The organism is Streptomyces sp. NPDC002276, from assembly GCF_053891435.1.
In genome coordinates, this window is record NZ_JBSFCQ010000008.1 from 196063 (window position 1) to 216336 (window position 20274).

16 protein-coding genes and 1 tRNA gene are annotated in these 20274 nt (G+C 67.1%); 7 read left to right on the plus strand and 10 right to left on the minus strand.

Annotation, left to right across the window (positions count from 1 at the left end; translation table 11 throughout):
• Position 1: 1 nt before the first annotated feature.
• The 4 genes from ACWIHT_RS21970 to ACWIHT_RS21985 form a co-directional block, all read right to left on the minus strand.
• Positions 2-1069, minus strand: coding sequence for an acyl-CoA dehydrogenase family protein (locus tag ACWIHT_RS21970; RefSeq protein ID WP_456169841.1), 1068 nt, complete (start codon positions 1067-1069; stop codon positions 2-4).
• 1 nt (position 1070) lies between these two features.
• Complete coding sequence (locus ACWIHT_RS21975; RefSeq protein WP_456169842.1) at positions 1071-2012, minus strand: bifunctional MaoC family dehydratase N-terminal/OB-fold nucleic acid binding domain-containing protein; 942 nt, start codon at positions 2010-2012, stop codon at positions 1071-1073.
• Complete coding sequence (locus ACWIHT_RS21980; RefSeq protein ID WP_456169843.1) at positions 2009-3211, minus strand: acyl-CoA dehydrogenase family protein; 1203 nt, start codon at positions 3209-3211, stop codon at positions 2009-2011. Before ACWIHT_RS21980 ends, ACWIHT_RS21975 begins: the two co-directional genes overlap by 4 nt.
• 271 nt (positions 3212-3482) lie before the next feature.
• Complete coding sequence (locus ACWIHT_RS21985) at positions 3483-3794, minus strand: hypothetical protein (RefSeq protein ID WP_019073223.1); 312 nt, start codon at positions 3792-3794, stop codon at positions 3483-3485.
• 389 nt (positions 3795-4183) lie between these two features.
• Here ACWIHT_RS21985 and ACWIHT_RS21990 point away from each other — a divergent pair, with 389 nt between their 5' ends.
• A complete protein-coding gene (locus tag ACWIHT_RS21990) occupies positions 4184-5074 on the plus strand; it encodes a bifunctional DNA primase/polymerase (RefSeq protein ID WP_456169844.1) in 891 nt (296 codons plus the stop codon).
• 91 nt (positions 5075-5165) lie between these two features.
• On the opposite strand, the gene ACWIHT_RS21995 is transcribed toward ACWIHT_RS21990, so the two are convergent.
• Positions 5166-5252, minus strand: a tRNA-Ser gene (locus tag ACWIHT_RS21995).
• A 503-nt stretch (positions 5253-5755) separates the two neighbouring features.
• Here ACWIHT_RS21995 and ACWIHT_RS22000 point away from each other — a divergent pair.
• Together ACWIHT_RS22000 and ACWIHT_RS22005 are read left to right on the plus strand one after the other, a co-directional pair.
• Entirely contained in the window at positions 5756-8140 is a 2385-nt protein-coding gene (locus ACWIHT_RS22000) for a P-loop ATPase, Sll1717 family (RefSeq protein ID WP_456169845.1), read from the plus strand.
• Positions 8141-8502: 362 nt separating this feature from the next.
• Positions 8503-9036: an NUDIX hydrolase gene (locus ACWIHT_RS22005; RefSeq protein WP_266859130.1), complete on the plus strand. Its 534-nt coding sequence runs from the start codon at positions 8503-8505 to the stop codon at positions 9034-9036.
• Here ACWIHT_RS22005 and ACWIHT_RS22010 read toward each other — a convergent pair.
• The gene (locus ACWIHT_RS22010) at positions 9014-10354 is read right to left on the minus strand and encodes a hypothetical protein (protein WP_456169847.1); all 1341 of its coding nucleotides are present in this window, start codon (positions 10352-10354) and stop codon (positions 9014-9016) included. The two genes, ACWIHT_RS22005 and ACWIHT_RS22010, sit on opposite strands and share 23 nt — an antisense overlap.
• Before the next feature lie 113 nt (positions 10355-10467).
• Between ACWIHT_RS22010 and ACWIHT_RS22015 the strand changes: the two genes are divergently transcribed.
• The 4 genes from ACWIHT_RS22015 to ACWIHT_RS22030 all read left to right on the plus strand — a co-directional run bounded on the left by ACWIHT_RS22015 (position 10468) and on the right by ACWIHT_RS22030 (position 15971).
• A complete protein-coding gene (locus ACWIHT_RS22015) occupies positions 10468-10755 on the plus strand; it encodes a hypothetical protein (RefSeq protein WP_456169849.1) in 288 nt (95 codons plus the stop codon).
• A 151-nt stretch (positions 10756-10906) separates the two neighbouring features.
• Positions 10907-11350: a glycine-rich domain-containing protein gene (locus tag ACWIHT_RS22020; RefSeq protein ID WP_456169850.1), complete on the plus strand. Its 444-nt coding sequence runs from the start codon at positions 10907-10909 to the stop codon at positions 11348-11350.
• Positions 11351-11422: 72 nt separating this feature from the next.
• Complete coding sequence (locus ACWIHT_RS22025) at positions 11423-12259, plus strand: protein kinase domain-containing protein (protein WP_456169852.1); 837 nt, start codon at positions 11423-11425, stop codon at positions 12257-12259.
• A 388-nt stretch (positions 12260-12647) separates the two neighbouring features.
• Positions 12648-15971 carry an NACHT domain-containing protein gene (locus ACWIHT_RS22030; protein WP_456169853.1) on the plus strand — a complete coding sequence of 1108 codons (3324 nt, stop codon included), beginning with the start codon at positions 12648-12650 and terminating at the stop codon, positions 15969-15971.
• Here the strand turns inward: ACWIHT_RS22030 and ACWIHT_RS22035 are convergent.
• From ACWIHT_RS22035 to ACWIHT_RS22050, 4 genes are all read right to left on the minus strand, one after another.
• A complete protein-coding gene (locus ACWIHT_RS22035; RefSeq protein WP_456169854.1) occupies positions 15949-16839 on the minus strand; it encodes a GNAT family N-acetyltransferase in 891 nt (296 codons plus the stop codon). The two genes, ACWIHT_RS22030 and ACWIHT_RS22035, sit on opposite strands and share 23 nt — an antisense overlap.
• 63 nt (positions 16840-16902) lie before the next feature.
• On the minus strand, positions 16903-17832 hold the full coding sequence (locus tag ACWIHT_RS22040) for a CU044_5270 family protein (RefSeq protein ID WP_456169855.1): 930 nt from the start codon (positions 17830-17832) through the stop codon (positions 16903-16905).
• A complete protein-coding gene (locus ACWIHT_RS22045; RefSeq protein WP_456169857.1) occupies positions 17825-18472 on the minus strand; it encodes an RNA polymerase sigma factor in 648 nt (215 codons plus the stop codon). The genes ACWIHT_RS22040 and ACWIHT_RS22045 overlap by 8 nt, the downstream gene beginning before the upstream one ends.
• A 206-nt stretch (positions 18473-18678) precedes the next feature.
• Positions 18679-20262: a S1C family serine protease gene (locus ACWIHT_RS22050; protein ID WP_456169858.1), complete on the minus strand. Its 1584-nt coding sequence runs from the start codon at positions 20260-20262 to the stop codon at positions 18679-18681.
• Between the last annotated feature and the right edge of the window lie 12 nt (positions 20263-20274).

The window sequence follows — 20274 nt, forward strand, 5'->3', positions numbered from 1 at the left end:
CTCATGGCTGCGCCTCCTCACGGACGATCAACTCCCCCAGTTCCTGGAGTACTTCGGCCCCGCAGCCCAGATACCCGTCCAACTGCCGCCCCCACAGGAAGTGCCGGTGGACCGGATGCTCCACGTCGGCTCCCGCGCCGCCGTGCAGATGCTGGCCGGTGTCGACGACCCGCCGGCCCGCCTCCGCCGCCCACCAGGCCGCGGTCAGCGCGTGTGTGGCGTACGGCAGTCCCGCGTCGCGCCGCCAGGCCGCCTCGTACGTCGTCACGCGTATCGCCTCGATGTCCATGTACGCGTCGGCGGCCCGGAGTTGGACCGCCTGCCGGGTGGCCAGCGGACGCCCGAACTGTTCCCGCGTGTTGACATGCGCCACGGCCCGCGCGAGCGACCCCGCGCAGACCCCGGCCTGAAGACCGGCGAAGGCGGTACGGGCGGTGGCGAGGACGTCGGCGTAGGCCTCGGTGGCACCGAGGCGTTCCGCCGCCGCGCCGTCGAGTGTCAGCCGCCCGGCCGACCAGGGTGCGGTCAGCTCGACCGGTTCGACGTGCGTGGCATCCGTGACCGGCGTCAGCCACAACTCCCCTTGTTCGTCGGCGACAAGGACATGCGTGGCGTCGCGCGACCAGGGGACGACAGGGACCGTACCGGTCAACTCGCCCTGCACGGAGGCCTGCACAGAGCTCTGCGCGGAGGCCCGTACGGCCCGTACTCCGCCTTGCGCCGGAAACGCCCCGCACATCACCACCGACCCGTCCTCGATCCCCGGCAACAACCGCTCCCGCTGTTCGGCGGAACCGTGTGCCGTCACCGCCAACAGCCCGTACACGCACGTCGAGGCGAAGGGCACCTGGGCCGTCGTCCGCCCCTGTTCCTCCAGGAGGAGGACGAGACCGAGCAGGCCCAACTCCGTTACGGCGCCCACCAGTCCGGCGGCGCACAGCGCCTTCCACAACTCGGGGTCGCTGCCCGTCCCGGCCGCCGCGAGCCGCTCGGGTGTCGCGAGGTCGCCGAGGATCCGGGCGGCCAGGTCACGGGCCGCCGCCTGCTCCTCGGTGGGGGTGAAGTCCATGTCAGCCCGCCCCGCCCTCTCGGCCTTCCTGGACCCGGAAGACGGGGAGCACCAGCGGATCGTCCTCATCGTCGTCGTAGCGCCGGAATTCGAGCCGTACCGGCAGCCCGACGCGCACCTTGTCGTACGGCACTCCCACCACGTTGCTCACGATCCGCACGCCCTCGGCGAGTTCGATGAGCCCGACGGCGTAAGGCGGGTCGAAGGCGGGGAAGGGCGGATGGTGCATCACCACGTACGAGTAGACGGTCCCGTCGCCGCTCGCCTCGACGGTGTCCCAGTCCGGGCCGCCGCAGGTGTTGCAGCCCGGCAGCCAGGGGTGGCGCAGCGTGCCACAGCTCGTGCAGCGCTGAATGAGGAGTTGATGCCGTTCCACGCCCTCCCAGAAGCCGGCGTTGTCGCGGTTGACGACAGGGCGGGGGCGTCGGGCACCACTGGCCTTCGGTTTCCGGCGCGCGGGGGCGTACTTGAGGATGCGGAAGCGGTGGGTGCCGACGAGGTCCTGGCCCACCCGGACGTCCATGCGCGTGGTGACGAAGTACCCCGTGCCGAGCTTCGTCGTCTTGCGGTCGGAGACCGACTCGATCACCGCGTCGAAGGTGACCTCGTCCCCCGGCCGCAGGGGCCGTAGGTACTCCTGCTCGCAGTCGGTGGCGACCACCGAGGTGCAGCCCGCCTCGTCGAGCAGGTCGAACAACTCGTCGTAGGCCCCCGTGCGTCCCGAGTGCCCGGAGAGGCCGCCCATGGTCCAGGCCTGGAGCATGGTGGGCGGGGCGATCGCGTCCGAGCCCGCGTACGCCGGATTCGTGTCGCCCATCGCCTCACACCAGTGCCGGATCATCGGCTCGTTGACGGGGTCCTTGCCGGTGCCCGCGACGGCGGCCGGACGGCCCTCGTACGCCTTGAGCCGCGCCCCCAGCTCGTCTACGACCGCTGCGCTCACCGCCGCCCCCTCGTCATCCCGAGCCGCATCGTCGCGACGATCTCCCGCTGCACCTCGCTCACCCCGCCCCCGAACGTGTTGATCTGCGCCGCCCTGTTCAACCGCTCCAGCTCGCCGTCCCCGAAGACACCCGGCGAACCCGAACGCACCAGCCCCGTCAGCCCTGTTGACCCGCCTGGTCCGGCCGTCCCGTCCGCTCCGGCGACGTGCTGACACAGCTGGTACACCGCCACCGTCGATTCGGTTCCCATGACCTTCACGCCGCTCGCGTCGCCGGGCGCCAGCCGGCCCGCTCCCACGTCGCCCACCAGACGCCAGTTGAGCAGGCGGGTGGCCGCCAGCCGGGCGTGTGCCTCGGCCAACTGCGCCCGCACCCACGGCTCGTCGGCCCGCCGTCTGCCCGTCACCGGATCGGATGTGCGGGCGGCGTCCAGCGCGGCCGTGTAGAAGTCCTCGGCCTGCATGCCGGTCGCGGCGAGGGCGACCCGCTCGTGGTTGAGCTGGTTGGTGATGAGCGACCAGCCCTCGTTCTCCGCGCCGACCAGGTTGCCCGCCGGGACGCGGACGCCGTCGTAGTACGTGGCCGTCGTCCGCTGTCCGCCCACCGTGTCGATCGGAGTCCAGGTGAAGCCGGGTGCGTCGGTCGGGACGAGGATGATCGAGATGCCTCGGTGCTTGGGGGCTTCGGGGTCGGTGCGGCAGGCGAGCCAGATCCAGTCGGCGTTGTGGGCGTTGGAGGTGAAGATCTTCTGCCCGTCGATCAGCCAGTCCCGGCCTTCCTCGCGTACCGCGCGGGTCCGCAGCGACGCGAGATCCGTGCCGGCCGACGGTTCGCTGTAGCCGATCGCGAAGACGAGTTCGCCGCGCAGGATGCCCGGGAGGAGGGTGGCCTTCTGTTCCTCGCTGCCGTACTTCATCAGCGTCGGCCCGACGGTGTTCAGGGTGACCATCGAGACGGGCGCGTTCGCCCGGTAGGCCTCGTCGAAGAACACGAACTGCTCGTCCGCGCCACGCCCTTGGCCGCCGTACTCGACCGGCCAGCCCAGCCCGAGCCACCCGTCGCCGCCGATCCGGCGCAGCAACGCCCGCTGTCCCCGCGGGTCGTCCGCGCCGGGTGGTCCTTCCGGCATCAACGCGGCGAAGTACGCCCGGAGTTCGGCGCGCAGCCGTTGCTGGCGAGGGGTGGGGGCGAGGTGCACGACGGCGAACCTCCGTGTCGTCGTAGTCCTACGGACGATGGTTTCTGACTGTCCGTCAGATGCGGTGGACTGTCAAGGTCGTTCCCGCACAGTCCCGTTGCCGACCGGCACACGCGCGTGGCACCCGAAAAGACGTCTCCACCGCACGCGAAAAACGCCTGCGCGGCGGCACCGAAGTGCCACCGCGCAGACGCGTTACAACCCCAGAGAGCACACCTCACACACCCTCAGACGCCCCCGCGCATCCCCGCGCGGGAGTCGCCGGGCGCGGCTACCAGAAGTTGGCGAAGTTGACGGCGACGTTCGAGTTTCCCTGGTTGATGGCGGTGAACGCGGATCCGTTGACCTGGGCGGTGTTGCTCTGGTTCGAGGCCCCGGAGCCGACCGCCTGCTGCTGTGTGGTGGACGAGTTGCCCTTGTTGTCGTGCCCGACCCCGCTGCCGCTGACGGTCGCCACACCCGCGTTCGATCCGTTGCCCGCGATGGCGCCGTTGTCCGCCGCCGCGACGCCGGTGAAGAGGGCGGCAGCCAGCGGGAGGGCGGAGACGGCGGCGATGAGGCGGGCGGTACGGATGCTTGCCATGTTGTTCCTCCAGAACAGGGTGCGGAGCGGCTTCCGAGCCGAACGCACATGAACTACGGCTTCAAGTACGGCTTCTACCAGGGCAGTTGGCCGACCGCCCCGGTGTGGTGCACGACGTCGCAGGACCAGAGTTGCCCACCGAATCCTCGGCGAACCAGACCGGAAGCGTTTATTCCCCCTGAAGCGTGATGACAAGTCGATAAACCCCTTTGACTGCTCTGAAGCCGCAGTTGAGGGCGGTTCGGGCATCTCGCCCCGGGCGGCGCATGAGGCGAAGCGTTCCGTCACATTCCCCGCTGATCGCCACATTCCCCGCCGATCGCCGCACCCCGGGCGCGTCGACGCCACCCCCTCTTCCCTTTTTCGAACACTCGTACGAACATGGAGTCATGGCCACCATCGACCGGCAGGCCACCACGCTGGCCCTCGCACACGCCCTGTCAGCCGCCGAACGCGGACTGGCCGTGATCCCCCTGTCCAGAACAAAACTCCCGGCCCTGCGCTCACCGCACCGCGACGACACCGACCTGGTGGGCGCGGCAGGCACCGTAGGACCGCCCTGCCACGGCGAGTGCGGACTGCTCGGGCACGGCGTCTACGACGCCTCCACCGACCCGGCACGCATCCGCGAACTCTTCGCCGCCGCCCCCTGGGCCACCGGCTACGGCATCGCGTGCGGACTGCCGCCGCACCACCTGATCGGCATCGACCTCGACACCAAGTCCGGCACGGACTCGTCCTCCGCCCTGCGCGAACTGGCCCTCCGCCACCTGTTCACGATCCCCGAGACCGTCGTCGTCCTGACCCCCAGCGGCGGCCGTCACCTCTGGCTCACCGGCCCGCCCGACGTCGTCGTCCCCAACTCCGCGAGCCGGCTCGCCCCCGGCATCGACATCCGCGGCGCCGGCGGCTACCTCGTCGGCCCCGGCTCCCGCACCGAACACGGCTTCTACGGCGCCGCGCCCGCCACGGCCCACCTCGCACCGGCCCCCTGCCCACCCTCGCTCCTACGCCTCCTGCTCCCCCCACCCCGCACCCACCACCCGACCCCCACCGCGACGGGCCAACACGGCCAGGGCCTCGTCCAGTTCGTCCTCGCGGCCCACGAGGGCCAACGCAACACCCGCCTCTTCTGGGCAGCCTGCCGCGCCTACGAGAACGACATCGGCCCGGCCCTCGTCGACCCCCTGGTCGAGGCGGCCCTGGGCACGGGGCTCTCCGAGCGGGAAGCACGAGCGACGATCGCTTCGGCGGCTCGGATGACGGGGCGGCGGCCGTAAGTCCGGTGCACGGTGGCGAGGGCCTACACACGTAAGAGGACCGACACGCGTAAGGGGCGCCCTCAGCTGAGGGCGCCCCTTACCAACACCGCGGTGGGTGTGGGATTTGAACCCACGGTGACATCGCTGCCACGACGGTTTTCAAGACCGTTCCCTTAGGCCGCTCGGGCAACCCACCTGCGCACGCGCCCACCAGGGACGGAGCGGGTACAGCGTACCGGGCTCGGGGGTTTGACGGGGTTCGTGGTCCACAGAGGGTCCTCTGCCCCTGCTTTCCGCATCGAAGACCTGCGACCTTACTATCGGGTAGCACGCCATCCACAGGGGTGATGGCCTCCACTCTCGATCGCCCAAGCCTCTCTGTGCGCGTCCGTTGCCGTCAAACCCGTCGTCAAGCCCGACAGGCGACATCCTAATGTTGATCTTGCCGGTGCAAGGCTTCAAGGAGGCTCGGCCCTCCCCTCCGTACCCGCTGGCACCCACACCAGCAGGCTCAGCGAGCAACTGCTTGCCGTAGTAGTCCCCGTCATGTCTGGGGCTGGCTGCCTATCAACCGCAGAAACATGCCGAAAACAGCCCCAACCACGTTCACAGTACGTAAAATCTGTTCACTGACCTGTACGAGGCGCGGGAACTTCATGGACCGCGTCCGCAAGGCGACCGCTGCGACCAGGGGGAAACATGGAGCACAAGGTCTTTCTCGGGTACTCAAAGAACCCTGCGGACGTTTCTCAAGAAATTCTAATCGCCGCCAATGTAATCAATAAGAGTGGATTTGCCGAGGCTCAAACCTGGGAGGCAACTCCAGCGACTGGGCGGCTAATCATCGAAACAGTGCTTCAAGCTATCGACGACAGCACCATCTGTCTTTTCGATGTCACAACACTAAGTGAGAACGTACTCTTCGAGGTGGGCTACGCCTTCAGTCAACAAAAACACCTAGTGCTATCTGTCCAGAGGACGCCTAAATCCGAACACGACTGGCGTTCGTTCGACATTTTTTCCACCATCGGCTGCATCTTTTACGAGACAGGGAGCGAGCTGGCTTCCAAGTTTATGACGGGAATGGCAGCCGCCAGCGAAAAAACGCTTTGGGATGATGTTTCGCAAGCGCTGGACGGCCACACCCGTAACTCGCTCTTCTACGTCCCCACCTATCACACATCAGAGGCCGAACGGAACCTCCGTAGGATGGTGGGAAAGGAAAGAGATCTGGGAACCAGAGTCACTATTGCTGATCCTGCCGAACAAGGGTCAGCACCATTGGCTTGGTATCTAAATGCCGTCTATTCATCCACCGCTACTTTGCTCCAAATGTCGGGTGAGAGGCACGATCGAAACAGGCTGCACAACGCGCGTACCGCCTTCATCGCCGGACTTGCGAGAGGGATGAATCGCCCCCTTCTGGTTGTCGTGGATGAAGAATATCGAGGTCCCGTCGACTATAAGGATATCCTGTACACATATCACAACAAAAAGAAGCTCTCAGAAAAGCTGAACGAATGGCTAAAGAAAGCATTTGAAGCCTGGAATCGCGAGAACTCACACATCGGCCAATCCCAAGTTCCCAAGGTGGAGATTGCCACCGAACTCAAGGAGCTTAAGTTCGGCGACTATGTGGCGGAGAACGAGAGTGACACACTGGATGAATACTTCGTCGAGACGGCCGAATACGAGGCCGTCTTGCGCGAAAGTAGCGTAGTCTTCGTCGGCCGAAAGGGAATGGGTAAGTCGGCAAACATGATTCGCGCCTCTCAGGTCCTGAGGGATGACAAACGAAACTTGGTTTGCTTGATTCGACCCACCAACTACGACCTCGATGGCCTTGTAAGCGTCTTGCAGTCGATAGGGGGTGACGGTAATCAATCCTTTCTGGTTGAGAGTTTCTGGCGATTCTTGCTCTACTCAGAAATTGCGATCTCAGCCGTAACTGCCGCCGAGAAGACACCAGCCGGTATCAGTGCCGGCACTCCCATTTTCCACCTACGCGAATATATGACACAGAATGGCATCGCTGATGATTTCTCTGCTCGTTTGGAGAGAGTGATCGAGGGTGCACTGGCAGAACTGAAAGAGGCATCGCAGGGAGACAAGATTCAGAAGCAGCGAGAACGTATTGCCCAAGTTCTCCATAGTAAAATTGTTGGAAACCTCAGGCGACTTCTCGGAGACGCTTTGAGGGATCGTCACCGTGTAGCGCTCCTTGTAGATAATCTCGACAGCTCCTGGACAAGATCTGGGCAACTGCAGTCTCAGGCCGTTCTACTCGTAGGACTACTCGGGGCTGTAAGTCGCATCTCAGAGGACTTCCAAAAGGAAAACAATCGCCTCCATTCCGTAAACGCCACTATCAGTGTTTTTCTGCGTTCCGACATCTACGACGAGATTATTAAGGAGGCTCGTGAGCCCGATAAGATTAACACTAAGAGAATCGACTGGAATCAGCAAGAACTCCTGAAGCGCGTGATGGATGAGAGGTATCTTTCAGCAAGGCCAACAGGTACTTCGCCTGACGAGCTGTGGAAAAAGTTCTTCTGTGCTGAAGTTGACGGCTCGCCAACTCTGGACCACATCTTTGGAACCATCCTGCCTCGCCCTCGGGATCTGGTCTTCTTTTGCAAAGCAGCCGTTCAAAATGCCGCTAATGCGCGACACGCAATAGTCGATGAGAAAGATATTCACGAAGCAGAGAAGACCTACAGCAAATTCGCTATAGACGCCCTCCTAGTTGAATACTGTTCGACCATAGATCATCTTGAAGATGTTATCTACGAATTCACAGGAAGTGAAGATATCCTGTCGCGCTCCAAGGTTCTTGAGCTAATCTCTGACGGCCTAGAGGGGGGCGAAAGCAACGCGGCAGAAGAATGCCTAGAAGGTCTACTGAAGATCTCCTTCTTGGGTATCGAAGTCCGTGATGGAGAAATTTGGTATCCGGAAAGAGCCGACGAATTGCGAAAAGCCAAGATACTGGCGCGTAAGACCTCGCGTCGTGGAAAAAGAGAAGAGCGCTATCAGATTCACCCTGCTTATCGAAATTTCCTGGAAGTGGAAATTTCTGTCTAAGTGAGGGGCCTGTTTCTTAGGCTGCCCAAGTTGGAATCAATCCCGAGTGCGGAGAAGCGGTGCCGAATGCCCTAGATGATCTCCGTAATACCGTTTGGAATCTGAAATATTTCCCGCCCGCGCCACCATCGACGGGGAGTCAAGATTTTTCGGCCCAATCCCTTAGAGTTAGAATAAGCTCGCCTCGATAATCGGAGTACTCATCCTACTGGCTGAGTGTTTCGTGTGGTTCTGACACGTCGTCTTTAGACGATTTCTGTGGAGCCTACGGACCACACGGGAAGCGTCCTCTGCACCATGATCCTGCACACCTCCCTGGGGTGGTCTGAGATCCTGGAGACCGATCGAGAGGGGTCGCAGGTATGGAGTGGAAGACGCACGGTGAGCGGCAGATCTACACGAACAAGTGGGTGAACCTGTGCTTGGTCGACGTCCAGCAGCCTGACGGGCGCAGGTGGGAGTATCACGTCGTCCGCCTACGGCACCTGGCCGTGGCCGCCGTGGTGAACGACCGTCAAGAAGTCCTGATGATGTGGCGGCACCGCTTCATCACGGACTCGTGGGCCTGGGAGTTGCCCATGGGCCTGGTCGAGGAGAACGAGACTCCGGAGGAGGCGGCGGCCCGCGAAGTCCTCGAAGAGACCGGCTGGCGCCCTGGCCCCATCAAGCCCCTGATCTACGCCGAGCCGGCCAACGGCATCACCGACTCGCAGCACCACGTCTTCCGCGCGGACGGCGCGACTTACGCCGGACCACCCACGGAGAAGAACGAGTCCGACCGCATCGAGTGGATTCCCCTCTCAGAGGTGCGAGGCATGATCGACCGCCGCGAGGTCGTGAGCAGCGGCTCGCTCGTTGGCCTGCTCTACCTGCTCATGGACGAAGCGATCCGCTGACTGGCGGGAGGAGTTCCCGTAGCCGTGCCTCGAAGGCCAGGGCTACGGGCTCCTGCCTGTGTGGGGCCAACTGGTCGTAGAACTCCCTGAGATGGCCCGAGACACGCTCGGAGCCCACTGCCGACGCTGGCTCCAGTGCTTGTGTGGCTGTGTGGCATGCCTGTTCAAGCTTGCCCTGGTCTAGCTGCGTACGAGCCAGCCAGAACGAGTGGAACGCCCGGCCGCGTTGGTTGGTGTGGGCCTCGCGCCGCAATGCGTCCGCGATCAGAGGTTCCGCGGTCGCGGCTTCGCCCAGTCGGCCGTGAGCGATGCCCGTGTCCACGATCAGCTTTGTCTCGTCGAAGTACGTCACCCATGACGGGTCCGGGTTGCTCGCCTGGATCTGCTCGAAATGGTGGTGCGCTTCGCCGATCGCCCGGTGAGTGGAGTCCCGATTGCCGAGCGTGGCGTGAGCGAAGGCTTCGCGCATTGACAGCATGGACTGGACCCGTGGGGTGGTGTCGAGTGCTGAGCGAGCCTGGTCCTGGGCGGCGGTCACGAGGGCCAGAGAGTCCGCGGGCTTGTCCTGGTACGTGCCCTGCAAGCTCATGCAGGCAAGGACGTTGGCCATGAACTGGCGGTCGTCAATCTCCTTGGCCAGTTGTAGTGCCTCGGTGAAGTACGCGCGGGCTTGGTTGTACTGACGGGCGTCGAAGTACGTCCAGCCGGTGAGGCGAGCCAGCTCCGCCGCGATTCCGTATAAGCCCTGCTGGATGGACGGCGGGCGGTTCTCCTTCAAGAGTCCGACCACATGGCGGAGTTGGCCGACGATGGCCGGCCTCAGAGCCTCGCCTCCATGCTGGTCGTCTCGTCGCCAGTAGTCCTCGATGGACGAGCGAAAAGCTTCAAGTGTGGCCGCGCTTAAGCTCGTTCGTGTGGCCAGCGCCAAAATGCTGTCCACATCAGGGCCAGGTAGAGACGCGGGGGCCTGCTGCTCGGGCACCGGTGTTTGGGGAGGCTCTCGCTCCGTGACCACGAGGGCTTGCGGCGTCTCCCACTCCCGACGTGCAAGCCCCAGCATGTGCCCCGGAATGCGCAGGCCGTCCGAGATGCGCTCGACGACGTCCATGTGCTGCAACTGGCGTTGCCCTGCGATCACTTCGCCGACACGGCTGGGTGTCAGCTCACAGCGTCTGGCGATCATCGACGGGTAGATGCCCGCCCTGGTCTTTACCAGCCGGAAGATCCTGGCGAAGTCCCGCACCCGGCAGGCGCTGATCATCTCGGGATCGGTGAGCAGCCTGGCGGGCAGTTCCTGCGGCCGGTCCGTGTCGGGCATTGGCAAGCTCCCACACTGCGAGGGCTACGCAACGTCGCTCATTCTCTACTTACCGCGATGTTACCCAAGTTGGGTAATCAGCCTGACCTTTTGGCGCGGGCCCCCTGATCGCGATGCTCCTTCACATGGCGAGCAACCAGCAGACCAGACCAGGCATCGGTGAACTGGCGAAGGACAGCGCCCGCGACCGAATCGGCGTCGTCATGGGGGAGGTCGGCGGTCGGGTGCAGATAAGGCCGATCGGCGGAGGCAGGGAATGGGACGCCATGCCGGACAACGTGGTGGCGCCGAGTCCACGCGAGGAACTCAGCGCACGCCTGGCCATCAAGAACGCCAACAGCCGGGATGGGCTGCGATGCGCGCGGTCAGCGGATGCGCAGGAACCCTGTTCACCACCGTGATCAGCGGCTCGTGCGGCCCGGTGATCGGTACAGCTCTCGCCATGAGCCAACAGACCGGCTGCCCCCGGACGGGCGCCAACTCCCCATTCCCCCTTGCCCGTTCGGGGCCTACCACCCAACCCACGCACCGCCACACACAAGGAGTAGTCGCATGACGGCAACAGTGAACGATCGGAAGACCGGTCGCGCGGTGGCTGGTGAGGAGCTGTTCAAGAGCCTCACCCACTTCGTGGTCGTCCACAACAGGCAGTCGCCCCAGCGCGCCGAACGGATCGCGGACCAGGCGGTCGCCTTCCTGGTCACCGCGGCCACGGCCACCGTCCCCATGGTCCCGTCGGACGACGTGGACCTCGGCCTGCACGCGCTCATCCTGCACACGAGGGAGTACTCGAAGCTGTGCGACCGGTACGCGGGCCGCTTCCTGCACCACAACCCGAAGCCGGATAGCGGGGGCCGTGACCCAGAGAAGGTAGTCACCTCCGCACGCGCCATGAAGGCGGCCGGGTTCATGGTCTTCGACGACCTGTGGACCGTGGGCGGCAGGAACCTCGCGCAGTGCGACTCGGACTGCGGCCGACCGTACGGTCAGGCGTAGCACCCACCACATGAGCGATGCGGCCGGCCTTGACTCATGGTCGGCCGCGTTCGCCTGGAAGGAGAACAGACGTTGTCCGCGTCACCCCCTGAACTGCCGATCGTGGTGCTCGACGCACTCATGCCCACGACCCAGCGCCTGGTGCTGAACCGCCGGGGCTCCATGGTCTGGGAGGTTCAGAGCCATCGGGGCCACTACGCCGTGAAGGTCGGCTATCCGATCGAGGCCACCGCCGACTGGTCCGCCCAGCCCTGGACCGCCCTCGCACCCGCACGTGAAGGGGCCGTGCTGCATCGCCTCGGCGCCGTCGACTTCGCGTACGGCGAGTGGGAGCAAGGAACTTGGAACTTCCAGCCGTGGCGCGAAGGCCCGGATCTGCACCAACTGTGGAAGCCGTGCCGTCGGCCTGGCTCGTCCCTCGCACCGAGTACCAGCGTGGCTGCGAGTTGCGTCCAGGCGTTGGCCGAACTCCACGCCAAGGGCTGGGTACACGGTGATGTACAGCCCGCCCACTTCATCGTCGGGCCGGAGCAAACTCACCTCATCGACCTCGCTCTTGCCCGAGGCGGAGACGTGCCCAAGGGGTACGACTTCCCGTTCCGCGGCTGCCTCGTCCACTACGAAGCACCGGAGATCGCCCGAAGCGTGCTCGCCACCGGAGAAGCCGAGCCGACCGAGGAAGCCGACATCTACGCGCTCGGCGCCTCCTTGCTCATCTCCGCCACCGGCTGGCGGGCCATGGAGTACCCGGACGACGCTCCCCGCTCAGTGCAGAGAGAGGCAGTGGCGAATGGTCGGCGCCGGCCAGTGCAGGTACGCGGTGAACTGGGCACGCTGGTCGACGCGATGCTCAGCAATGCACCAGAGGACCGACCCACTATCTACGAGGTGGGCAAAGCCTTGAACTGAGCCCGTGCGCCGGGTTATTGGCGCCGTTCGCACGGCTACGGCCGACAGGCAACACGAAGACCGGACCACCCCTCGGCCCGGGCAGAAAGTCGCCGTAGCCACGGGTGTCTCGTTCCGGCTTGAGTCGGGTGTCCTCACGGCTGACGTCGCCCGCGGGGCAGACAGGGCAGGGCACAACGAGGATGGCGCCTTTGACACCGCACCACCGGGCACCACGAGAATTCGGAGCGTCTGGAGCAGCAGCATGCCTTCGGTGCCTGTACTGCGGTGTTCGTGGCTGCTGCCCGCCGGGGTCGCGGCGGGCCACAACTGTCGTAGAGACAAAGGGGTTTCATCGGCTGCCCGCGCTGCCAGAATCGACAGGAGTCGTGCAGAGGGGCGGGGGCCTGTGGCGCTGTCGGGTGAACATCTGGCGCTGGACAGCGCTTCCGTCGTCACGGCGCTCGGCGGGCTGCTGGCCGCCGTGATCGCGGCGGCGGTGGCGCTGTGGCAGGTGCAGCGGGTCCAGAGTCTGGAGCGGGAGAAGATCCAGCTCGAAACGGTCGCCCAGGCACGGCTGAAGGAACAGGAGTGGGACCACGAGCGGCAGCAGACGGAGCGTGAGCGCCGGCGTGCCGCCAGGGAAGAGGAACAGGAGCGGGAGCGGGCCGCCCAGCGGGTGGCTGCCCGGCGCTCCAACCTGGAGGAGGGCGCGGCGGCGTACTGCGGGCGGCTGGTGCAGGAGTTGTCGACGTTGCGGATCCTGGACATGTCGCGGCCGTTGCGGTTGGAGCGGCTGTATGTGCAGGTGGGGGTGCAGGAGCAGCAGCCGTTGCGGTTCCTGTCCGCGGACGAGGTGGAGCGGCAGGCCCGCCGTACGGACTCCGAGCGTCGGACCTGGCGTACGGAGGCGGAGCGTGCCGAGGCCAGGGCCGCGGCGGAGGGCCAGGCGGCCGTCCATACGTACGCTCCCGTCGACGCCCTCCAGCGGTACCGGCACATCGTGGTCGTAGGTGACCCGGGCGCGGGAAAGACCACGATGCTGCGGCACCTGGCACTCCGGATGGCGACCCAGTCGGAGCACGAGTCGCTGCCCGTACTCCCGGCGTACGTCGAGTTGTTCCGGTTCGTCGAGAGCGGGCACGAGTCGTTGCTCGACCACCTCGCCGAGCACTGGGCGGACCAGTACGGCTTCGAGGACGCCCGTGACTACATCGTGGAGAAACTCACCGACGGCAGCGCCGCGTTGTTGCTGGACGGCCTGGACGAGGTGCTGGGAGGGGAGAGCGCGCGCGAGGCGGAGAGCGCGTATCACCGTGTCACGGCCGAACTGGCCCGGCTGGCAACGCGGTTCCCGCGAGCACCGATCGCCACCACCTGTCGTCGACAGGGCTGGCGGGGTGGTCTGCCGCAGTTCCAGGTGCTGGAGGCACTGGACTTCGAGTGGCCCCAGATCGAGACATTCGTCGCCAACTGGTTCGGCCCGGGTGATCGCCGCCGCGCGGGCCTGGTCCGGGCCCTCTCGGCGAACGGCCGACTACAGACCCTGGCGGCCAACCCGCTGTTGCTCAGCCTGATCGCGATCGTCTACGAGCGTGATCTCGAACTCCCGGAGCGGCGGGCGGCGTTGTACCAGCGGTGCGTGGAAGTCCTGCTCCGTGAGTGGGACGCCCACCGCAAGATCTCGCGGTACAGCCGTTTCACCACGGACCGCAAACAGGACCTGCTCAAGGAGATCGCCCGCCATTACCACCAGCGCGGCCTGCGCTATTTCCCCGAGGACGACCTCCTCGACCAGATCGCCCGCTTCCTGCCGACGATCGACCTCGCCCCCGAGGACAGCCGGGCGATCCTCGACGAGATCGCCGCACAGTACGGACTGCTCAAGCCGCAGGCCCACGGCTGGTACGGCTTCCTGCACCTCACCCTTCAGGAGCACTTCACCGCCGCCGCCCTGCTGGAGCGGGGCATGGAGGGGATTCGGCAGGCGGTGGCGGCACGGTACGACCCGTGGTGGGAAGAGGTGATCCTGTTGCTGGCGGGAGCGCTGCCGGACGCCTCACCGCTGCTGTCGGGGCTGCTGCAACTGGAAGCGGACCGGCCGCGCACCGACGGCTCCGGGCTTCTCGTCCTGCCTGATGACGATCTTTTCCACATCGACCTGCTGCTGGCCGCGCGCTGCCTCACGGGGAGCCCCAGGGTGGCCGACGTGGCACTGCGGCGCGAGATCGTGGCCACGGTCCGGGGCCTGCTGGACAGCTCCCAGCACCTGGACGAGAAACGCCGGGCGGCCGAGGCGCTGGTCGGTGTGGCGCGGTCCGACGAGCAACTCGACGAGGTCATCGCGTACATATGCGACGACCAACGCGACGGCGAGGCGCGGCTCGCGCTGATCCAGGCCCTGGAGGCGCACGGCGGGCGGCGGGTGGGTGAGCGGCTGCTGGGCGCGTTCTCGCTGGGCGGCGTCGACTCCGTCTACTACCTGCGGGAGGCACTGATCACCGCACTGGGCACGCTGCGGGTCGAGGCGGCGGTTCCGGCGCTGCGCGCCGAGTTGGAGCGCCGGCTGACACAGGCGGGGGACGGGACGAGGAGCGGCACCTGGTCGGCGGCCAAGGGCATCGCCCTGGTCGTACGGGCGTTGGGCCAGGCGGGCGCTCCCGCTGACGTCTTCCTGCGGTTGCTGGAGCGGCGGGTGGGCCTCGAATGGTTCGAGGTCGTGGCGGCGGCCGTACGGGACGCGCTGAAGAACACGCGGGAGCCCGGCACGGCCGAACGACTGCTCGGCCTCCTCCAACGGCCGCTCGACCACGAGGAAGTGGCAGGGGCGTATCTGGACGCGGCGGGTGAGGCCGGGATGCGGCCGCTGCTGGACCGGTTCCGCTCCATGGGCAGCGGCACCGCGCTGCTGACGGCCGTACGGGACCACATCGCGGCGGGCCACAGCCGCGTCCCGCGCGACGAACTGCTCACCCTCGTCCGGGACCACACCGTGACGATCCAGGCACGCTGTCTCGCGCTCGAATGCCTGGACGAGAGTCCCGGAGACCCCGAGGAACTCGACAGGTTCGTCCGCCATCCCGACGCGAGCCTGCGGGTGGCCGCCTCGGCCACCCTGGCCGCGTGGGGGGTGCCGGTGGGCCTGGACGTCATCAGTACGGCGATCGTGAACGGCGACGTGGTCCTCCTGGACCGCTGGAACATCCAGGAGGACACGGACGAGTCCGTCTCCACGCCCCACCGCCTGGTCTCCGTCCTGATGCCGTACGGCATCACGGGCATCGTCGAGGATCTGCGGGTCAGGGCCGGGCTGGAGGGGCCCGACGGTGTGAAGGCGCGGGACTGGCTGTTCGCCTTCTCACCCGAGGACAAGGTGGACGACTGTCTGTACCGGCTGAACGGCGGCGAGCACCTCGAACCCTACGAGATCCCGAACGACATCCCGCGATCGCGGGTCGAGGCTGTCTTCCAGTACTTCCAGAGCACGCCGAGCGCCGGCTTCGGCGCCCTCCGCAGGGACTACGAAAAGCTCCTCACGGTGGCGGCGGCCGCCGCCGAGGGGCCCGAGTCGGTCGTCTGGCTGATCCGGTTCCTGCCCGGCGGCGACCTCGACAGCATTCACTTCCCCCAGGCCCACCACCATGCCTACGAGGCGAGCCGCCGCGCACGGGTACGGGTCCGGCGCGACGGAACCGTCCACCCCATCGCCGTCACCCGGGACGCCCGACCGTGAAGTCGTACCCCACGAAATCCCCCACCGGCACGAACCCGAGGCGCTGGTACAGCGCGCAGCTCGTAGCGTTCGCCGGGTCCGCGAACAGGACGACGTCCGTCGCGCCGGCGGTCAGTGCGGCTCGGCTCACCGCTGTCGTCACGGCGCCCGCGTAGCCGTGGCCCCGGAGGTGGGCCGGGGTGTAGACCGGGTCCACGCGGATCATGCCTGCGGTCATCGTGGTGACGGCGGCCATGGAGGTGGGGGTGCCGTCCGGGGTCTCCCAGAACGTGTAATGCCTGTCGCCGAAGCGTGAGGTGGCCCAGGAGCCCGCGTCGATGAGGTCCATGGAGACGGTCTCTCCGACGTCGACGCAGAACTCCCGGCACCAGCGCACGACTTGGTCCCGGTCCTGGTCGTGTTCGCCCGCGGGCCGGGCCCGGCCCTCCGGGGGCGGCTCCGGTGGGGTGAGTGTGCCGAGGCGGTGGAGGCGGGCGCCCCAGCCGCGTACCGATGGCGCGCCCGTGTGGCGTTGCCAGGCCTTGGCGAACGCGTCGGCCGTGTCGTGGTCCGAGAGGACGCCGGAGAGCGGTTGGCCGAGCCCGGCCAGGTGCGCGGCGAGGGTGTCGGCCTGCTCGGGGGTGAGCGCGGTGGGGTTCAGGCGGTGGCGGGTGGTGACGCGGTAGAAGGCCGCTCGGACCTCGCCCCCGTACTCCAGTCGGCCGAACAGCGGGGTCTCCGTGCCACCCCCGTCCGCTCCGCGCCCCCGTATCTTCTCGATCGTGGTCAGCGCCATGGTGTGCTGTGCGGGGCGTGAGCGCAGGAACTCTCCGGCCCGGGCGAGGAAGTCGTCGACGTCGTGGGTGAGGTGCCAGTCGTCCGGTCGCATGGTTCATGGTGGCAGGGGCGCCGCCCGTCGGGCGACACCCCTGCCGACCTGTGCCTCACCTCATTACGGCCGCTGCATCACCCGGTCCACCACGGCGCTCGCGGCGACGTACGTCCACTGCTCGTATGTCGTCCCGCCCGCCGTCCGCCGGTCGTGCATGCCGAGGTACCGGTAGGTCTTGGGGTCGAAGACCAGGACCGGTCCGCCACCCGCCCAGGGGGTTCCGGTGGGGCCGACGTACTCGATGCCGATGCCCTCGCGGCCGTCGGCGTCCTTCTGGTGGGGCAGGACCTTGATGCCGGGGACGGTGGCGAGGGCCTCATAGGCCGCGGGGCGGAGTCCCTTCGGGAGGACGGGGGTGCGGAGCAGGCCCGACACGAGGAACTGTGTCATCGGCCAGTCGGAGGCCTTCATCGGCCTGTTGTAGTGCGGCTTCAGGGGGCCGTCCCGGAGGGCGATCAGCAACTTGTCCGGATCCGTGGGGAGTTGCTTCAGCAGGCTCCACCTGCGCGGCGGCCAGTCGCTCTGGCCCGGCTGGTACACCGGGACCCACTGCTTGTGGCCCAGTTCGCTGACGTACGACCTCTTGGAGCCGTCGACCGAGTTCCAGCTCTCGTCGACGTACGTCCTGGTCGAACCGCCCCCGGCGGGGGTCTCCTTGATGATCTCCTTGGTGTAGATGAACTGGTCGTCGCGTGCGGCGATCGGCTTTTCGAGTTGGCGTTCCTCGGCCGCCGCACCCCGCAGCACGGTGGTCGCGCTCACCGGCTGGGTGCGGGGTGAGGAGTCGTTGGCGACCAGGACGGTCGTGGCGACCGCCGCCGTCGCGACGCCGGCCACCGCGATCCGCAGGAACGGACGGCGGCCGACGGCCACGGGGGTGGCCGGGGTGGTCATCGTCTCGTACAGGCGCAGACGGGCACGCGCGCGTGCGTAGTCCGTAAGTGCGGGTGCGTCCGCGTCCCACTCGCTCAAGAGCCGCATCTCATTCATCGTCGGATTCCTCAACGTCGGTTTCCTCTCGGAAGGTTGTCGGGTCGGATCCGCCCAATGCGTCACGAAGTTTTCTGCGGGCCCTGTGCAGCCGTGACCGGACCGTTCCCACCGGTATCTCCAGGGCGCGGGCGACCTCCTCGTAGCCGAGGTCGGCCCAGGCGACCAGCAGCAGCACGTCCCGGTGGCGGGCGGGCAACCGGGCCATGCCCAGGGCCAGTTCGCCGCGTACGGCCTGTGCGCTGACCCGCGCGGCCACCCGGTCGGCGACCGTGTCCTCGGAGCCGTCGGCCGGGACGGCGGACGGCAGGCGGCCGATCGCCTTCAGCCGACGGGCCTCGGCGCGCCGGTGGCGGCCCACGAGGTTGGTCGCGATGCCGAACAACCACGGGCGGGCATCGGGCAGTTCCGTGTTGTACCGGAAGCGCTGCTGGAACGCGATGGTGAACGTCTCCGCCATCAGGTCCTCGGCCACCTCGGGACCGAGCCGGCGCGCCGCGTAACGGTGCACCGAGTCGGCGTGGCGGTCGAAGAGCACGGCGAATGCCTCGGGCTCGTCCCAGGACCGTTCGATCTCCGAGGCGTCACTCGTCGAGGTGTCAGTGTCCTTCCTCACCCTGACGCCTGGTTCGACGGTCATCGGGGCTCCTCTCGTCCATGCGATCCGCCATGCGAATCGTCCAGGCGAACACGCTGCTGAAGATTGGGCTTTCACCCGTACTTCGCCGCTGGGAGGAATCCAGTTCCCGTGGTGTGAACGCGCCCATGGAGGAGAGGGCGGAAAACGGGCGGGCCGGGCAAGGAAACCCTTGCCCGGCCCGCCGGTTGGTCGCTCGGTGCGCTACGTCAGTTGTCGCCGACCCGCGAAGCCAGGGTCAGTTCGGTGGTGTGCTCCGTGCCGTCGCGCTTGTAGGTGATCGAGACCTTGTCGTCGGGCTTGTGGGTCCAGATCTCGCCGATGAGGGTCGGGCCGCTGTCGATCACCGAGCCGTCGAACTTGGTGATGACGTCGCCGGCCTTGAGGCCTGCCTTGGCCGCGGGACCGCCGGCCTCGATCGCCGAGGAGCCGGTGGTGATCGTCGCGCCCCCGGTGCTGTCCTCCAGGGAGACGGAGGCGCCGATCTTGGCGTACACCGGCTTGCCGGTCTTGATCAGCTGCTGGGCGACGTACTTCGCCTGGTTGATCGGGATGGCGAAGCCCAGGCCGATCGAGCCGGACTGGCTGCTGCCGCTGAGGCCGCCGCTGCTGGTCGACTGGATCGCGGAGTTGATGCCGATGACCGAGCCCTGGGCGTCGAGCAGCGGGCCGCCCGAGTTGCCGGGGTTGATGGAGGCGTCGGTCTGGAGGGCGCTCATGTAGGACGCCTTGCTGGTGGCGCTGCCGTCGCTGGAGGCCACCGGGCGGTTCTTGGCGCTGATGATGCCCGTGGTCACCGTGTTGGACAGGCCGAAGGGGGCGCCGATGGCGATCGTCTCGTCGCCCACGGCCACCTTGTCCGAGTCGCCGAGGGCGAGCGGCTTGAGGTCGGTGGGGGCGTTCTTGAGCTTGATGACCGCCACGTCGTAGCCCTGGGCGTGGCCGACGATCTCGGCGTCGTACTTCTTGCCGTTCGGGAAGGTGGCCGTGAGCTTGCCGCCGTCGACCGCGTCGGCGACGACGTGGTTGTTGGTGACGATGTGGCCCTGGGTGTCGAAGACGAAGCCCGTGCCGGTGCCGCCCTCGCCGCTGGTGCTCTCGGCCTCGATGGTGACCGTGCTGGGCAGGGACTTGGCGGCCACCGCGGCGATGGTGCCCGGATCGCGCTTGACGGAGGCGCTGCTGCCGGTGTCGGAGGAGACGGTGGTGGAGTTGCTGTCGTCGTTGTCCTTGGCCAGGGTGTAGCCGAGGCCGCCTCCGAGGCCGCCGGCGACGAGCGCGGCGATCAGGACGGCGGCGATCAGCCCGCCGCGCCCGCCGGACTTCTTGGGCGCCGGCTGCTGGTACGGGGTGCCCCAGCCACCCGTGCCGTCGCCGCCGTAGCCACCGGCTCCGGCCGCGCCGTCGGCTCCGTAGCCGTCGCCGCCGTAGCCGTCGCCGCCGTAGCCGCCCACGCCCTCGCCGCCGTACGCGCCCGCGCCGACCGCTGTGCCTCCGTCGCCGTACGCGCCCGCGGCCGTGCCTCCGTCGGCGTACGACGGTGTGGCGGGCGGGGGTGGCCAGGCGGCGTCGGGAGCGGATCCCGTGCCCTCGGGGCCGGGGGCCTGGGGCGCGGCGCCGTACGCGGGCGTGTGCCCGGCGTGCGGGGCGCTCGGAGGCACGGACGGGAGCTGCGTGGTGGGCGCGCCCCCCTCGGGCGCAGCCGCCTGCGGGGAAGCTGCGGGAGATTCCACCGGCACAGGAGGTGCAGACGGGGCCGGGGGTACCTCAGTGCCCTCGTTCTCGGTGCTCACAGCTCTTCTCCT

What these genes read in the sequence shown, in the direction of transcription:
- ACWIHT_RS22000 (WP_456169845.1), top strand. Translation starts at nt 5,756, where the DNA reads ATGGAGCACAAGGTCTTTCTCGGGTACTCAAAGAACCCTGCGGACGTT.
- ACWIHT_RS22015 (WP_456169849.1), top strand. Translation starts at nt 10,468, where the DNA reads ATGCTCCTTCACATGGCGAGCAACCAGCAGACCAGACCAGGCATCGGT.
- ACWIHT_RS22010 (WP_456169847.1), bottom strand. Translation starts at nt 10,354, where the DNA reads ATGCCCGACACGGACCGGCCGCAGGAACTGCCCGCCAGGCTGCTCACC.
- ACWIHT_RS22005 (WP_266859130.1), top strand. Translation starts at nt 8,503, where the DNA reads ATGGAGTGGAAGACGCACGGTGAGCGGCAGATCTACACGAACAAGTGG.
- ACWIHT_RS21970 (WP_456169841.1), bottom strand. Translation starts at nt 1,069, where the DNA reads ATGGACTTCACCCCCACCGAGGAGCAGGCGGCGGCCCGTGACCTGGCC.
- ACWIHT_RS22035 (WP_456169854.1), bottom strand. Translation starts at nt 16,839, where the DNA reads ATGCGACCGGACGACTGGCACCTCACCCACGACGTCGACGACTTCCTC.
- ACWIHT_RS22040 (WP_456169855.1), bottom strand. Translation starts at nt 17,832, where the DNA reads ATGAATGAGATGCGGCTCTTGAGCGAGTGGGACGCGGACGCACCCGCA.
- ACWIHT_RS22045 (WP_456169857.1), bottom strand. Translation starts at nt 18,472, where the DNA reads ATGACCGTCGAACCAGGCGTCAGGGTGAGGAAGGACACTGACACCTCG.
- ACWIHT_RS22020 (WP_456169850.1), top strand. Translation starts at nt 10,907, where the DNA reads ATGACGGCAACAGTGAACGATCGGAAGACCGGTCGCGCGGTGGCTGGT.
- ACWIHT_RS21990 (WP_456169844.1), top strand. Translation starts at nt 4,184, where the DNA reads ATGGCCACCATCGACCGGCAGGCCACCACGCTGGCCCTCGCACACGCC.
- ACWIHT_RS21985 (WP_019073223.1), bottom strand. Translation starts at nt 3,794, where the DNA reads ATGGCAAGCATCCGTACCGCCCGCCTCATCGCCGCCGTCTCCGCCCTC.